Annotated in this window: 15 protein-coding genes; 2 read left to right on the top strand and 13 right to left on the bottom strand. The window is 41.6% G+C overall.

The features are described from left to right. Window positions 1-42: 42 nt before the first annotated feature. The 6 genes from CTY48_RS06370 to CTY48_RS06345 all read right to left on the bottom strand — a co-directional run bounded on the left by CTY48_RS06370 (window position 43) and on the right by CTY48_RS06345 (window position 5,325). Window positions 43-240 carry a hypothetical protein gene (locus CTY48_RS06370; protein ID WP_099467689.1) on the bottom strand — a complete coding sequence of 66 codons (198 nt, stop codon included), beginning with the start codon at window positions 238-240 and terminating at the stop codon, window positions 43-45. A gap of 398 nt (window positions 241-638) precedes the next feature. After that, window positions 639-1,403: an ABC transporter permease gene (locus CTY48_RS06365; protein WP_099467688.1), complete on the bottom strand. Its 765-nt coding sequence runs from the start codon at window positions 1,401-1,403 to the stop codon at window positions 639-641. After that, the gene (locus CTY48_RS06360) at window positions 1,400-2,191 is read right to left on the bottom strand and encodes an ABC transporter ATP-binding protein (RefSeq protein ID WP_099467687.1); all 792 of its coding nucleotides are present in this window, start codon (window positions 2,189-2,191) and stop codon (window positions 1,400-1,402) included. Before CTY48_RS06360 ends, CTY48_RS06365 begins: the two co-directional genes overlap by 4 nt. A 12-nt stretch (window positions 2,192-2,203) precedes the next feature. Further along, window positions 2,204-3,289: an ABC transporter substrate-binding protein gene (locus CTY48_RS06355; RefSeq protein WP_099467686.1), complete on the bottom strand. Its 1,086-nt coding sequence runs from the start codon at window positions 3,287-3,289 to the stop codon at window positions 2,204-2,206. Between the two features lie 55 nt (window positions 3,290-3,344). Beyond that, window positions 3,345-4,781: an aryl-sulfate sulfotransferase gene (locus CTY48_RS06350; protein ID WP_099467685.1), complete on the bottom strand. Its 1,437-nt coding sequence runs from the start codon at window positions 4,779-4,781 to the stop codon at window positions 3,345-3,347. A 31-nt stretch (window positions 4,782-4,812) separates the two neighbouring features. Then, window positions 4,813-5,325 carry a MarR family winged helix-turn-helix transcriptional regulator gene (locus CTY48_RS06345; protein ID WP_099467684.1) on the bottom strand — a complete coding sequence of 171 codons (513 nt, stop codon included), beginning with the start codon at window positions 5,323-5,325 and terminating at the stop codon, window positions 4,813-4,815. A gap of 347 nt (window positions 5,326-5,672) precedes the next feature. Here CTY48_RS06345 and CTY48_RS06340 point away from each other — a divergent pair, with 347 nt between their 5' ends. Further along, window positions 5,673-6,497, top strand: a complete 825-nt coding sequence (locus CTY48_RS06340) for an AraC family ligand binding domain-containing protein (RefSeq protein WP_099467683.1) — start codon at window positions 5,673-5,675, stop codon at window positions 6,495-6,497. A gap of 29 nt (window positions 6,498-6,526) precedes the next feature. Next, window positions 6,527-7,429 carry a DMT family transporter gene (locus tag CTY48_RS06335; protein WP_099467682.1) on the top strand — a complete coding sequence of 301 codons (903 nt, stop codon included), beginning with the start codon at window positions 6,527-6,529 and terminating at the stop codon, window positions 7,427-7,429. A gap of 48 nt (window positions 7,430-7,477) precedes the next feature. On the opposite strand, the gene CTY48_RS06330 is transcribed toward CTY48_RS06335, so the two are convergent. The 7 genes from CTY48_RS06330 to tgt form a co-directional block, all read right to left on the bottom strand. Continuing rightward, window positions 7,478-8,641: a phosphoglycerate dehydrogenase gene (locus CTY48_RS06330; protein ID WP_099467681.1), complete on the bottom strand. Its 1,164-nt coding sequence runs from the start codon at window positions 8,639-8,641 to the stop codon at window positions 7,478-7,480. A 19-nt stretch (window positions 8,642-8,660) separates the two neighbouring features. After that, complete coding sequence (serC, locus tag CTY48_RS06325; protein ID WP_099467680.1) at window positions 8,661-9,743, bottom strand: 3-phosphoserine/phosphohydroxythreonine transaminase; 1,083 nt, start codon at window positions 9,741-9,743, stop codon at window positions 8,661-8,663. Window positions 9,744-9,940: 197 nt separating this feature from the next. After that, a complete protein-coding gene (gene ilvB / locus CTY48_RS06320; protein WP_099467679.1) occupies window positions 9,941-11,620 on the bottom strand; it encodes a biosynthetic-type acetolactate synthase large subunit in 1,680 nt (559 codons plus the stop codon). Window positions 11,621-11,638: 18 nt separating this feature from the next. Beyond that, window positions 11,639-13,309: a dihydroxy-acid dehydratase gene (gene ilvD / locus CTY48_RS06315; RefSeq protein ID WP_099467678.1), complete on the bottom strand. Its 1,671-nt coding sequence runs from the start codon at window positions 13,307-13,309 to the stop codon at window positions 11,639-11,641. Window positions 13,310-13,406: 97 nt separating this feature from the next. After that, entirely contained in the window at window positions 13,407-14,489 is a 1,083-nt protein-coding gene (gene leuB, locus CTY48_RS06310) for a 3-isopropylmalate dehydrogenase (RefSeq protein ID WP_099467677.1), read from the bottom strand. Between the two features lie 227 nt (window positions 14,490-14,716). Beyond that, the gene (gene yajC, locus CTY48_RS06305) at window positions 14,717-15,028 is read right to left on the bottom strand and encodes a preprotein translocase subunit YajC (RefSeq protein ID WP_099467676.1); all 312 of its coding nucleotides are present in this window, start codon (window positions 15,026-15,028) and stop codon (window positions 14,717-14,719) included. A gap of 110 nt (window positions 15,029-15,138) precedes the next feature. After that, complete coding sequence (tgt, locus tag CTY48_RS06300; RefSeq protein WP_099467675.1) at window positions 15,139-16,284, bottom strand: tRNA guanosine(34) transglycosylase Tgt; 1,146 nt, start codon at window positions 16,282-16,284, stop codon at window positions 15,139-15,141. Window position 16,285: the final 1 nt, after the last annotated feature.

Below are 16,285 nucleotides of genomic sequence, written 5' to 3'. Positions count from 1 at the left end.
CAAATCTCCAATCTTTTTATATCTCTTTATTTTAGTCTGCCACTATCTTTGTCTGTCCAGCATTTCCTGCAATGCTTCATCACTTTCCACAATCCATACATCTTCCTCTTCATCATCAAGTCCCAGATAGGTTCCGAGTGTAATGTCCAAATCGCTGTTATTCCAGTGACTTACATATTTGTCAATTTCCTCAAATTCAATTTCTCCTGCCAGATACAGTTCCTTAAATTTTTTGTCCATAACCAAATTCCTCTTTTCTCTTAATTGATAATTTGTAACTGTTCAGAGCCAAGCAAATTTGATAAAGATATGCTTAAGAATGCTCGCATTCTTAAGCATACTTTTTATTAAATTTATTTGGCGGATACGCCACATCGGGGAAACACGCAGTGTTTTCGAGATTGGCTCTGAACCGTAACGATATTTTTTGTATCATAGGATTAAGGTGTTAAACGCACCAACGGTACAATTTTGACACAATTTATATTTTTGTATCATCACCTATTATTATAACAGAATAATCCATTTTAAACTACTCTGAATTCATTTCGTCCGGAAGATAGAACAAAGCGGACAAGTCCGCACAAAAAAGCAGCAAATCTTATTTGATTTACTGCTTGCCAATACTAAGTATTATCCTATACCGGGCGTCCTATCCCATAACGATACCAAATCTGTTTTCCCACTCTCACCAATATAAAGTCTGCCAAAAATCCCATGATGCCAAGGCAGAAAAGTCCTACAAAAATCCAATCTGTCTTAAAATAAAGTCTGGAACTCCAAATCATATATCCAATTCCCTCATTTGCAGAAATCATCTCTGCCCCGATAATCGCCATGAAAGAAGAGCCCATAGCAAGCCTGATTCCGGTGAAAATATAAGGGATTGAGGAGGGTATAATCACATGCTGCATTATCTGTATTTCACTTGCTCCCATACAGCGTGCTGAGCGAAGTCGGTCTTCCTTAATCGCCGCAACTCCTGCCATCGTATTGATAATAACCGTAAACAACGTAGAATAGGTAATGAGTGCAGTTTTTGAGGCTTCCCCAATTCCAAACCAAAGCATAAACAATGTGATAAGTGCCAGCGGCGGAATAAAGCGGATAAAATGTAAGAACGGCTCAATCAGCTTTCTAAGGGAGACAACCCTTCCGAGTAGAAGCCCTGTCGGAATGGCAATGATGCTTCCAAGCAGCCAGCCTCTCATTACTCTCCAAAGGCTCACACCCATATAGTAAAACAGGGAACCATCCTTGGAAAGCTCTGCCACCCCCTTTAGCGTAGCCACCGGTCCTGGAAAGAAATCAGGATTGTTCATCAATGCCGCAAACTGCCATAACAGGAAAATGCCAATCCATGTGATAACACCATAATTCACTAGTTTTTTTACTATTCTCATAATGACCACGCCTCCCCTTCAAAATGATGTTCAATTTTTTCATAAAGTCTGTTAAAGTTAGGTGCCGTGATATCTCTTGGATATGGCAAATCCACCGGATAGATATCTGTGAGTTTTGAATTAGGTCCCAAAGACATCACACCAATTCTCTGTCCAAGCAGCAGTGCCTCCTGAATGTCATGTGTGACAAAAATAACGGTTTTTGAGGTCTTTCTCCAAATATTTACCAGCTCCTTCTGCATCGCTCTGCGTGTCATTGCATCTAATGCACCGAACGGTTCATCCATAAGGAGAATGTCTGAATCATTTGCAAGTACTCTCGCAAGCTGAACTCTTTGCTTCATTCCGCCCGAAAGCTCATCAGGAAATTTTTCCGCATGTCCGGTAAGCCCGACAAGCCCTATATATTGACTGGATATCGCTTCTCTTTCTTTTTTGGATACCTTTTTCATGCGTAGTCCGAATTCTATGTTTTCTCTTACGGTTAACCACGGAAACAATGCCGCATCTGCATTCTGAAATACCATTGCCCTCTCTTTGCCATGCTTTTTTATCACATTTTCTCCGACTCTCAGTTCTCCTGAAGTGGTCGTTGTAAAACCTGCTATTAAATTTAACAAAGTGGACTTTCCGCAGCCGCTCGGCCCGAGGAGAATAAAAAATTCTCCTGCGCCTACGGTTAAGTTTGCCTCCTTTAAAACATAAGAGGAATTTTCTGTGACCGGATTATCAAAGCTTTTGCTTACATGCTCTACAGAAATTGCATTTGATACCAAATTTTCTGACATGGCAATCCTCCTTTACGGCTCGTAAGTTAAAAGTTCAGGAAAGGAATTCTGCAATGGTGTAACATTGATTTTATCCTTTAAATCATATTGATCTGTCAATATTCCATGTTCCTCCGACCATTTCTTAATGTCCTCTAAATGGTCAAAATCCTCTTGGGAAAATCCAAGTGCATAATTCGTATACTTAAGATCTTCCAGTACACTTTCTTCCGGAAGCTTTAATTCTTCAAAGGCAAGCTTCGCCGTCTCTTCCTCGTGACCCGGTATATAGTTCATGCCATCGTAAATCGCTTTTAAAACACCTGCCACCGCTTCCGGATTTTCTTCCACAAAACTTCGTTCAAGAAGCAGGTATGCACTGATATTCACTCCGGAATCAAGGACATTTCCCAATACCTTTACTCCCTCCAACTGCTCAAATTTTGTGGCGAGCGCACCGCCTATCCAAACTGCATCCATATCACCGTTTTGCAGAGAAACAATTGCCTCATCAGGCGTAGAAAACGGAACATACTCAATTTCACTTTCCGCAATACCGTTTGTCTCAAGATATTTCGCCCATATATATTCATAAACGGTTCCCTTTTGTACTCCCAATTTCTTTCCCTTTAAATCAGAGGCAGTGCTGATATCCCCCTTTACAAAAAGAAGGGTTTTTTCTGCTGATTTATCGTTTGTCTGACTTAGGCTGCTGACTACAACCAAATCACCTTTTCCAAGAGAGTTAATCAAGGCGTAGTCCGCTCCCGAAGCCGTGTCGGACTGTCCTACTAAAAGAGCATTGATGGTATCAATTCCATAAGCAAAATTGGATATTTGAGCGTCTATACCATAATCTTCAAAGTAACCCTGTTTGTTTGCTACTCTTACCTGGAACGATCCTCCCGCTGCCGTATCGATGGCAAGCCTCACAGTAACCGGCTCTTTGGTATCTGCCACAGCATCTTCCCCTGTTGTCTTCTCCTCTGCCGGCTGCGTGGTCTGTGTCGTTGCGGCTTCCGTGTTTTTTTCTGTTGAAGAACCGGAAGCTCCTGCACATCCTGCTGCACCGACTGCAATTAACAAGGTTAACGCTGCTGATAAAATTTTCTTTTTCATAATGTTCCATCCTCTTTTCTTTCTACTATTTTATTGTTTTCTTCGTTATAAGTCTCTAGTTTGGCTGTTCATCAACTCTTGCAACGCAGGCTGCTCCTTCTTGGTATTCAGCCGTTCCCGCCACTGCTGCAACGGACTTTGTACCCTTCGGTGCCGCTCCTTTTACCCTGAAGTCATTTACATCTATCGGTTCGATAGGCGTTTCCTCCGGTTTCTCCAACTGCGGAACCCATTCATAAGGAACACGGTATGCACGATAAACCATATTGGCGTTGATTTGATTCTTGTAAGGAGAAATATACTCCCACACCAACTCATGCTCTCTTGTCACTTCGAATATACGCCCGTCTGCTCCCTCTGTAATCAGCGTATTTCCGTTTGGAAGTCTCTGTGCTGAACTGATATACGGACTGTAAAAACGATAGGAGTCAAGCGGCTCCTGAAAACCTGCTTTTGCCGGGGTGTATTCCCATTCTATTTTTAATGTAACAGGATTAATTTCCAATACCCTTGAATGGTCGCGCAAAGCATTTTTTTGTCCGTAAGGAGAAGATGGATTCGGCAATCCATAGCCTCCCCAGCCTCCGTTGTCAAACACCAGTAAATTTCCCTCGCCCGGAAGCCCTTTCGGTATGATATGAGCATGATGCTGGCCAATAATCCAGCCCAAGTGCTTTACCTCTTCACCGGAATAATCCGGTCCGATTTTCCATACCAGCTTTCCGCTTTTTTTATCAATAATTGCTATTATATTACTTTCTCTTGCATCCCATATGATGTTGTCCGGGTGGAAACGCTCATCCCCTGCATCATAGAAACGATTGGGACCGATGTAGGAAGCGGAGTTGATATGCATCCAATCTCCTGAATGATGGTTTCCGAAAAATCTTGTGTTCGGATCTCGAAACAGTACATTTTTTGCCGCCTCATCAAAACCAAGCTCCTCAAAGTGGTCACTGCATACCCACTCCCAAATGATATTTCCTTCCCAGTCCACTTCAATTATCGCGTCATCTAAGAGCGGATGATGGGAGATTTCAGGTTTTTCTACATCTTTATGTACAAGGATTAACGTATTTCCCTTATCTGTCTGTGGTTCAAGTCCGGGTGCATAATATCCCACCGGATTGCCCTCTCTCTGATAATCATGGTGTGCTCTCGCCATCCATTTCGGTTCTTTGCCCGGATCGGCGATGTATTTGTAATGGTCAAATTTCCAGACGATATTTCCGTCCCAATCTACCTGAACCACATCGGCTTCATCTTGGAAGCCAAACTCAGGATCTCTTTGTGCGGTGCTTCCAAGCACATATCCTCCCGGAAAAATTTTATTTGGAAAGCCTCTTAAATCCTTCCACAAATGAACCTCCTGCCCATTCATGCCAATCAGCAATGCTCCTACCTGCGCTGCTTGATAAATTGTATAACCGCTCCATGCCTTTTCCGGATTATAAACGGTTGCTCCCGTCGGATAAATTGTTGGATGTCCCATAGTCATCATTCTCCTTTTCTGAATATAATAGTTAATAGCTTAAATATTTGCTTTCCCTCGGTATTTCCGGTATATCTTTTTGTTTCTCATTTTCCTTTGCCAACTCCAATATTACCTCTGAGAAGTGCTCCAGATTTTTTATAATCTTCTTATAGCCCTCAATCTGCTGCTCGAGCCGTTCCTCGTTTATACCGTCAAAAAGTAATGTGCTGCAACAATAGCCGATATTTTGATTTCTGAGATAGAGCTCCCTTCCCTCCTTTGTAATAGCAAGGAACACTCTTCTTCTATCCTCACCTCTAATTCTTGTGGCAAGTCCCTTTTTCTCCAGATTGTCACAAACCGCAGTGATTGCTCCTGTCGTAAAATCCAGCTCCTCTGCCAAATCCCCTAAGGATTGAGGACCTTCCCGTATTATCTTATGAAGTATCAAAAGAGCCGGTAAATTAATTCCTCCCACTAAAATCTTATCCCTCTCTTTTATAAATTTACGGGTCATTTTACGGAACAGCCAATCTGCCTCTTCAAGTTTCTCCTTGTTCATCCTTCACATCCTCTCTTTGTTTTCTTAGCTTTCATTATCTTACTGTTAAGATAATTGGTTTAAGAAATTTGGCATTGAATTCCTTCATGCCAATTTTCTATAAACAAAAAAGAGATTCCAAAAAACGCTGTTCAACGCTTTTTGAAACCTCCAGTTGTCTGGTCAGTCTCTTCTCATATTCTATTCATACCATTTCTATATGATTAATATGTTTTACATATTATCACGATATATTATCAATGTCAACCACTTTTTTTATTTTTTTATTAATAAAAAGTCAATATCATACAAGAGGAAATTACAAACTCGTGCTACAATTATATGAAAGTATATAGGAGGGTAATTTTATGACAGAACAGGAACAACGCTTCGTGTGTTACGATAATGAATTAAAAATTGAAGCACATCAATTTAACGGAATCATGCAGAAATTCCCCAACCATTTCCATGAATACTATGTAATAGGATTTGTAGAAAGCGGCAATCGGTATCTGACCTGCAAGAACAAGGATTACACCATAGAAGCAGGGGATTTATTATTGTTTAATCCTTTGGATAATCATGCTTGCCGACAAATAGATAACAAAGCACTTGATTGGAGAAGTATCAACATCAATGAGGATATCATGAGGGAAACGGTCAAGCAAATTAAAGGAATTGACTATCTTCCTAAATTCACGACCACAGTAGCATACCATAGCGAAGCCCTTCTTCTTTTGCGTGAGCTTCATAAACTGATTATGGAGCAGAGAAAGGATTTTGAGAAGGAGGAAATATTCTTCTTCCTTATTGAACAGTTAATTTCAGAATATACCGAACCTGCAAAAGAAAACCTTTCAGAAGTCAGTGCGGAAATTCAAAAGTCGTGCACTTACATGGAAAACCATTATGCGGAGTTCATTACGCTTGATGATTTGAGTAAGCTGTCCAATCTAAACAAATATACCTTATTAAGAAATTTTACAAAGCAGCGAGGGGTTACACCATATCAATACCTTGAAGCAATCCGAATTGGAGAAGCAAAAAAGCTATTGGAAAAAGGAATAGACCCTTTAGAAGCCGCTATGCAAACAGGTTTCGTGGATCAAAGTCATTTTACAAAATTTTTTAAAAAACTAATCGGACTTACCCCAAAACAATATAAAAATATATTTGAGGAAAATAAAAGCTAGTCCCTATTTCGAGGAGCGTATAAAAAATCATGAAAACAAACAAAGAACTTGCCGGACATCTGTTGGCGTTTATTACAATTTTAATATGGGGAACCACCTTTATATCGACTAAAATATTACTTATCAGCTTTACCCCTATCGGAATATTGTTTTTTCGTTTCATGATAGGGTTCGTTGTTTTAATGGCAGTATTTCCCTACAGGCTGAAAGGGACAGGCATAAAACAAGAAATGCTGTTTGCCGGCGCCGGGTTATGTGGGGTTACGCTTTATTTCCTCTTAGAAAATATCGCTTTAACTTATACACTTGCGTCAAATGTCGGCGTTATTGTATCCATTGCGCCATTCTTTACCGCATTGTTTTCCCATTGGTTCTTGGAAAATGAAAAATTAAAAGCCAACTTTTTTATTGGTTTTGTTATCGCTATGATTGGAATTACTCTTATTAATTTTAATGGAAGTATGGTTTTGAAATTAAATCCAATCGGCGATTTATTGGCGGTATTTGCTGCTCTTGTATGGGCTATTTATACAATACTCACAAGAAAAATCAGTCAATTTGGGTATAACACGATACAGACTACTCGAAGAATATTTTTTTACGGAATTATTTTTATGCTTCCCGCATTATTCGTACTTCCCTTTGAATTGGATTTAAAAAGGTTCTCGCAACCTGTTAATCTATTTAATATTCTATTTCTTGGATTAGGAGCATCGGCACTTTGTTTTGTTACATGGAATACGGCTGTCAAATTGTTAGGAGCAGTAAAAACAAGTATTTATATTTATATGGTTCCGGCTATCACCGTCATCACTTCAATTCTTATATTAAATGAGACAATCACATGGATTGCCGCTTGCGGGACTTTACTCACATTAGCCGGATTATTTATTTCTGAAAGAAAGACCAAAAAATGCAGTGAACTCTCATGAATTCACTGCATTTTCTTATTCTGACAAGGAAAGCCCTGCCTGCTTTTATTATTTTATGACTCTTACCTTCAACACACCATCGATGGAAGCCAGTTCTTTTGCAACTTCCTCCGTAATCGGTGAGCCTGTGTCAAGAATTGTGTAGGCGAAATCGCCCTTGCTCTTATTAATCATATCTGAAATATTGATGTTAAACTGTGCCAACTTACTTGTGTACTGTCCAATCATATTCGGAATATTCTTATGGTTGATACACACACGGCCTTCATTTTCACACACGCCCATATCGCAGGCAGGATAGTTTACAGAGTTTTTGATATTTCCGTTTTCTAAGAAATCCTTAATCTGCTTTACAGCCATAACCGCGCAGTTGTCCTCTGACTCTTCTGTGGATGCACCAAGATGAGGAATTACAATCACGCCCTCTTTGCCTGCTGTCGTCGGATTCGGGAAGTCTACAACGTACTTCTTTGCTCTTCCCTCTGCAAGTGCCTTCACAAGTGCTTCTTCATCAACGAGTAAGTCTCTCGCAAAGTTAAGAATTACAACGTCCTTCTTCATCATAGCAATTGCTTCTTCGTTAATCATCTTCTTTGTAGCATCCATCAATGGCACATGAATGGTGATAAAATCACATTCTTTATATATTTCCTCAGCATTTTTGCTGTGTTTAATGCCCCTTGAAAGGTTCCAAGCCGCATCAACTGACACATATGGGTCATATCCGTATACTTCCATTCCAAGATGGGTAGCTGCGTTTGCAACCAATACACCAATCGCTCCAAGTCCGATGACACCAAGCTTCTTGCCCTGAATTTCAGTTCCTCCAAAATTGCTCTTTACTTTTTCCGCTAATTTTGCAATATCCTGATTGTCCTTTTCTTCTTTTACCCAGTTGATTCCGCCGATTACATCACGGGAAGCCAAAAGCATACCTGCAATCACAAGCTCCTTAACACCGTTTGCATTCGCGCCCGGAGTATTGAATACAACGATTCCCTTTTCCGCACATTTATCCAACGGAATATTGTTTACGCCTGCTCCTGCTCTTGCAATTGCATGCAGATTCTCAGAAAGCTCCAAATCATGCATTGCCGCACTTCTAACCAAAACAGCCTCCGCATCCACAAACGCATCAACCTTCTCATACTCTTCTGTAAATAAATCCAACCCTATATTTGCAATAGGATTTAAGCAATTATATTTAAACATCTAAAAATCCTCCATCATGCTATTTGTTTTCAGCTTCAAACTTCTTCATAAACTCAACGAGTTTCTCAACGCCCTCGATTGGCATTGCATTGTAGATGCTGGCTCTCATACCGCCAACGGATCTGTGTCCCTTTAAGTTTTCAAAGCCTGCAGCCTTTGCCTCTTTTACAAACTTAGCATCCAGCTCTTCATTTCCTGTAACAAAAGGTACGTTCATAAGGGAACGGTCCTCTTTTACTACAGTACCTTTGAACATTTCACTTGAATCGAGGAAATCATATAATACAGCCGCTTTCTTCTCGTTGTGATTCTTCATCTCTTCCAAGCCGCCCATCTTCTTGAGCCACTTAAATACCTTACCGCAAATATAAATGCCATATGCCGGCGGAGTATTGTATAAAGAGTCATTGTCAGCATGAATCTTGTATTTTAACATGGTCGGAGTTCCCGGTAAGGTATCCTCTGTAATCAGGTCTTCTCTGATAATTACAATAACAACGCCTGCCGGTCCTACATTCTTTTGAACACCGCCGTAAATAATACCATATTTTGTCACATCAACCGGCTCAGATAAAAAGCAGGAAGATACGTCCGCAACTAAGGTTTTTCCCTTTGTATTCGGCAAAGTTTTAAACTTTGTTCCGTAAATGGTATTGTTTTCGCATATATAAACGTAATCTGCATCCTCGCTGATCGGCAAATCAGAGCAATCAGGGATATAGGAAAATGTCTTATCCTCGGAAGAAGCGATTTTGTTCGCTTTTCCGTAAAGCTGTGCCTCTTGGTATGCCTTTTTCGCCCACTGGCCTGTTACTATGTAGTCGGCTACCTTATTCTTCATAAGGTTCATCGGTATCATGGCAAACTGCTGGGACGCACCGCCCTGTAAAAACAGTACTTTATAGTTATTCGGAATATTCATCAAATCACGCAGGTCCTGCTCTGCATCCTGAATGATTTTCTCATAAGCTTTCGATCGGTGACTCATTTCCATTACCGACATTCCGGTACCTTCATAATCTAACATTTCTGCTGCTGCTTCTTTTAATACTTCTTCAGGTAACACTGCTGGTCCTGCTGAAAAATTGTACACTCTACTCACTTTTATTTCCTCCTAAATTTTAATTCCCGACAAGTGAATCTGCTAAAAATCCATCTTGCTAGATCTATGCGGTTTATCGCTTAACCCATTTTACAACTTTGTTATTTTATAGTCAATAGGTATTCGCGAAAAACTTACAAATGTATTTGCTACGCGCACACTTTAGGTAATATGCCCTAGAAGCAGCGATTTTTAATCTATTTCTGCTTTAAGTCTTCCTCTGTAAATGCCTCTGCAATTGCGCCGTTTGGTGCTACCATCGGCCATACCTTGTCGTCACTGTCAATCTGACAGTCAATCACCACCGGCTTATTCAGCTTTATCGCCCTTTCAAGTGCCGGAGCAAACTCTTCCTTCGTCGTAACGCGGATTCCCTCTGCTCCCATAGCCTCTGCAAGCTTCACAAAATCAACGGCATCATTTAATATGGTATGAGAATAGCGTTTTTCATAAAATAGATTCTGCCACTGTCTAACCATGCCTAATACATGGTTATTGATTACAACCTGAATAATCGGTATGTTATATCTGGTTGCCGTGGCAATCTCATTCATATTCATACGGAAGCATCCGTCTCCTGCAATGTTGATTACCGTTTTATCCGGGCAGGCGGTTTTTGCGCCGATAGATGCACCAAGGCCATAGCCCATTGTACCAAGACCTCCTGATGTAAGGAAGGATCTAGGTTTGGTGTATTTATAAAATTGTGCTGCCCACATCTGATGCTGACCAACCTCGGTTGTGATAATGGCATCACCCTTTGTCGCCTCATAAATCTGCTCTACGACATAAGGTCCCGTAAGTCCGGCATCGTTGTATTTAAGCGGAAATTTCACCTTTAGTTCCTTGACATGAGAAACCCATTCGTCGTGATTTAACTGCTCCAATCTCGCATTTAACCGTTTCAATACCTCCTTGGTATCACCGATGATGCTGGCACTTGTCTTTACATTTTTGTTAATCTCCGCAGCATCCACATCAATCTGTAAGATTTTCGCTTTTTTTGCAAAGCTCTTTGCATTGCCTGTAACGCGGTCACTAAAGCGCGCACCGATGGTGATGAGAAGGTCACATTCCGTCACACCCAGATTCGAGGACTTTGTTCCGTGCATGCCAAGCATACCGGTATAGAGCTCACTTTCCCCGTCAAACGCTCCTTTTGCCATCAGCGTATCCGTAACAGGTGCATGAACTTTTTCCACAAACTCAGCAAGCTCCTCTGAGGCATCAGAGAGAATAACACCGCCGCCGATAAAGACAAACGGCTTCTTGGAGTGATTAATAAGCTCTAACGCCTTCTCCAAATCCTTCTCTTTGATTGTCTTTGTTACACGCTCAATCGGCTTTGGCTCTTTCTTTTTATATTCTGTCGTGTTCGCTGTAACATCCTTTGTGATATCCACCAAAACAGGACCCGGACGTCCGGTTTTTGCAATCTCAAACGCGCGTCTGAGGGTATCCGCAAGCTTTGTTACATCTTTAACAATGAAGCTGTACTTCGTAATCGGCATAACAACTCCTGCTATATCGATTTCCTGAAAGGAATCCTTTCCAAGAAGAGGAGTTCCTACATTCGCAGTAATCGCTACAAGCGGTATGGAATCCATGTATGCTGTCGCGATTCCGGTTACGAGATTTGTCGCTCCTGGTCCCGATGTTGCGAAGCACACGCCGACCTTTCCCGTGGCTCTCGCATAACCGTCCGCAGCATGAGACGCTCCCTGCTCATGTGATGTCAAGATATGTGTTATTTCATCTTTATGCTTATACAACTCATCATATACATTTAAGATGGCACCGCCCGGATAACCAAATACCGTGTCAACGCCCTGCTCTTTTAAACATTCGATTAAAACTTCTGATCCATTTAACTGCATATTTGATACCTCTCTGTCTTATTTCTTTGGAATTTCCAATATTGCACCACGGTTTCCTGATGTAACCATAGATGCGTAGCGTGCCAGATAGCCTGTTGTAATCTTTGGCTCTCTCGGCTGCCATTTCTTTCTTCTCTCTTCCAATTCCTCATCGGAGATAACAAAATCCAATGTATTCTCAGGTATATTGATTTTTATGATATCGCCTTCTTCTATCAACGCAATGTTTCCGCCCACTGCCGCTTCCGGTGAAACATGACCGATAACCGCACCTCTGGAAGCACCGCTGAAACGTCCGTCCGTGATAAGTGCCACGGATGAATCAAGCCCCATGCCGCAGATTGCAGAGGTAGGACTTAGCATCTCTCTCATTCCCGGACCGCCCTTAGGTCCTTCATAGCGGATTACCACAACATCTCCTGCCACGATTTTGCCTGCTTCGATTGCCGCAATTGCATCTTCCTCGCAGTCAAATACTCTTGCAGGTCCTTCGTGAACCATCATCTCCTCAGCAACCGCAGAACGCTTTACAACACCGCTGTCAGGTGCCAGGTTTCCTTTAAGCACTGCAATACCACCTGTCTGGCTATATGGATTTTCAACCGGTCTGATTACGCTTGTATCCTTATTGATACAGCCTTCTATATTCTCTGCTACCGTCTTTCCGGTTGCAGTAATTAAGTCTGTACGAATCAATCCCTTTTTATTCAGTTCATTCATAACGGCATATACACCGCCTGCCTCGTTCAAATCCTCCATATAGGTAGGACCTGCCGGTGCAAGATGGCATAAGTTAGGTGTCTTTGCACTGATTTCATTTGCAATATCCAGATTTAATTCAATTCCTGCCTCATGTGCGATAGCAGGAAGATGAAGCATACTGTTTGTGCTGCATCCTAATGCCATATCAAGAGCTAACGCATTCATAAACGCATCTTCTGTCATAATATCTCTCGGTCTGATATTCTTCTCAAATAATTCCATAACCTTCATACCTGCATGTTTTGCAAGTTTCAGTCTCTCCGAATATACTGCCGGTATTGTGCCGTTTCCTTGTAAGCCCATTCCAAGCACCTCTGTCAGACAGTTCATGCTGTTTGCAGTATACATACCGGAACAAGAGCCGCATGTTGGACATACCTTATTTTCAAATTCTTCCACGTCATCCAGGGTCATTGTGCCTGCTGTGTAAGCACCTACCGCCTCAAACATGCTGGAAAGACTTCTCTTTTCTCCGTTCACACGTCCTGCAAGCATCGGACCGCCGCTTACGAATACGGTCGGCACGTTGATTCTTGCCGCCGCCATCAAAAGTCCGGGTACATTCTTGTCACAGTTTGGTACCATTACCAAAGCGTCAAACGCATGTGCCATCGCCATACTCTCTGTTGAATCTGCAATCAAATCTCTTGTAACCAAAGAATATTTCATGCCCACATGGCCCATTGCTATACCGTCACAAACGGCAATTGCAGGAAAAACAATCGGGGTTCCCCCTGCCATTGCAACACCCATCTTTACCGCCTGCACGATTTTATCCAGATTCATATGTCCCGGTACAATCTCATTATAAGAGCTTACAATACCAACCATTGGTCTTTCTAACTCTTCCTTTGTAAGTCCCAGTGCATTAAACAACGATCTATGCGGAGCATGCTGTACTCCTTTTGTAACTGAATCACTTCTCATATAGATTACCTCCAATTGCGTCAATACGCCTATACAAGTGAATCTGCAAGCAGCTTCACTTGTCATGAATTATAATTTCCTACTTTGTTTTAAGTGTCTAAATTTGTTCTGCAAGCAGGCTTCCCATTTCGTCTGTTCCTACCTGCTGAAAGCCTGCCGACATAATGTCAGTTGTGCGGTAGCCATTCTTTAACACCTGATTTACCGCATGTTCGATTGCATCAGCTTCTTTATCCAAATCAAACGAATAGCGAAGCATCATAGCTGCTGAAAGAATAGTTGCGATAGGATTTGCAAGGTTTTTACCTGCAATGTCCGGTGCCGAGCCATGACTTGGCTCATACAGTCCAAGCTTTGTCTTTCCGAGGCTTGCGGAGGACAACATACCGATGGAGCCTGTAATCATGCTTGCCTCATCGGATAAAATATCGCCAAACATATTCTCCGTCAAGATAACATCGAATTGTCTCGGATTTTTCACGAGCTGCATTGCACAGTTATCAACCAGCATATGTTCTAGCTCTACCTCCGGATAGTCTTTTGCCACTTCTGTGACGACCTTCCTCCAAAGTCTTGAAGAGTCTAGTACGTTTGCCTTGTCGACGCTCGTTACCTTTTTTTGTCTCTTCATCGCAATGTCAAAGCCGCGAATGGCAATTCGTCTGATTTCTTCCTCATCATAAGTAAGAACATCCGTAGCCTTTAATAAACCGTTTACTTCCTCTGTCTTTCTCTCTCCAAAGTAAATACCTCCGGTCAGCTCACGCATAATCACCATATCAAAGCCATCTCCGATTATCTCATCTCGAAGCGGGCATGCTTCCTTCAATTCATCATATAAATAAGCCGGTCTGATATTTGCAAACAGCTCCAACCCTTTTCTGAGTGCCAATAAACCTGCCTCTGGGCGTAAATGAGGTTCCTTGCCATACCACTTCGAGTTTCCCACATCACCGCCTACCGCGCCAAGCAGAACCGAATCACTGCTCTTTGCCGTTTCTAAAGCTTCCTCGGTCAATGGAACGCCGTGAACATCAATCGATATTCCACCCATAAGAACTTCTGTATAATCAAATTTATGTCCGTACTTCGTCTCAATCTTTCCAAGTACCTTCTTCGCCTCCGCGACAATTTCCGGTCCTATTCCGTCACCTGAAATAACTGCTATCTTATAGTTCATGGTAATCGTTCCTTTCTCACTCTAATTTATCTATTCTTGTAATCATAGCTTATTTTTATACATTTTTCAACTATTATAACAAATATTTATTATTTTTTTGTTTAATATAACCAAGAGGAATAGTAAGCATAACTGTTGATAATAAAATGCACCTATTCATAAAAATACAATAAATGTACTTTATAAATAGGTGCAAAAATATGCACACTTGTCCGCTTTTTAATTAATTATTCTGCGTCCGGCTTCTCAACCTGAGTGATTGCACTCTTCTGCATTGGGATTCTGCAGTTTTTATTGTTACCAAACTCAACAATTACTGTATCATCTGCGATATCGATAACTACTCCATAAAAACCGCTTGATGTCAAAACACTGTCTCCTGTTTCAAGGTTTGACAACAGCGTTGCCATTCTCTTTTGTTCTTTCTTCTGTGGTCTTACCGCGATAAAGTACATAAACACACCAAATACGGCAATGTATAAGATCATAACACTAATGCTTCCTGCTGTTGATGCTGTCGTTGTCGCTAATAAATTCATCCTTCTATTCCTCCTAATGGTCAAATGTTCCAAACATTTTCATATTGATACCATTCTACACAAATTTTTCACTTTCATCAAGTACCTTATTACATTTTTTAAAAAAACTCCTATTTTGCTGCCTGCTTATCATTTTCCTGAAAGCCTTCCAGCTTTGCCTTTTTGTATTCCGCAAAGCGCCCTTCGTCCAAAGCCGTTCTGATTTCTTCCATCATATTGTTGTAAAAATAGAGATTATGGAGCACACAAAGCCTCATACCGAGCATTTCCTTTGCTTTTAAAAGATGTCTGATGTATGCCCTGCTGTATGACCTGCACGCCGGGCACTGGCAGCCCTCCTCAATTGGTCTGCTGTCAAGCTCATATTTTGAGTTAAACAGGTTGAGTTTTCCTTTTCTCGTATACAGATGTCCATGTCTGCCGTTTCGGCTTGGGTATACGCAGTCAAAAAAGTCAATTCCTCTCTCCACTCCCTCCAAAATATTGGCAGGGGTTCCGACTCCCATCAGATAGGTCGGCTTGTTCACCGGAAGGTAAGGAACCGTCTCCTCCAAAATGCGGTACATCTCCTCATGTGACTCTCCGACAGCAAGTCCTCCTACCGCATAGCCGTCTAAATCCAGCTCGGATATAATTTTCGCATGTTCAATACGAATGTCCTCGAACGTTCCACCCTGATTGATTCCAAAAAGCATTTGCTTTTTATTAATGGTATCTTCAAGACCGTTCAAACGACTCATTTCCTTCTTACAGCGATGCAGCCATCTCGTCGTTCGCTCCACCGAATCCGTGATATACTTTTTCTCTGCAACACTTGACGGACATTCATCAAATGCCATTGCAATCGTGGATGCCAGATTTGACTGTATCTGCATGCTCTCCTCCGGGCCCATAAATATCTTTCTTCCGTCGATATGGGAGTTAAAGTATACACCTTCCTCCTTAATCTTTCGAAGCCCTGAGAGGGAAAACACCTGAAATCCGCCTGAATCTGTTAAAATAGGCTTGTCCCATACCATGAACTTATGGAGCCCTCCAAATTCCTTGATAAGCTTATCTCCGGTTCTCACATGAAGATGATAGGTATTGGAAAGCTGTACCTGCGTCTTAATCCCCTGCAAATCATCCGTGGATACCGCGCCCTTGATTGCCGCTACCGTGCCGACATTCATAAACACAGGCGTCTGGATTACTCCATGTACCGTGTGAAATTCTCCGCGCTTTGCCCTGCCTTCTTGTTTCAATAATTTATACATA

Source organism: Konateibacter massiliensis (assembly GCF_900184995.1).
GTDB lineage: Bacteria > Bacillota > Clostridia > Lachnospirales > Lachnospiraceae > Lachnotalea > Lachnotalea massiliensis.
This window is presented reverse-complemented; position numbering and strand designations above follow the sequence as displayed.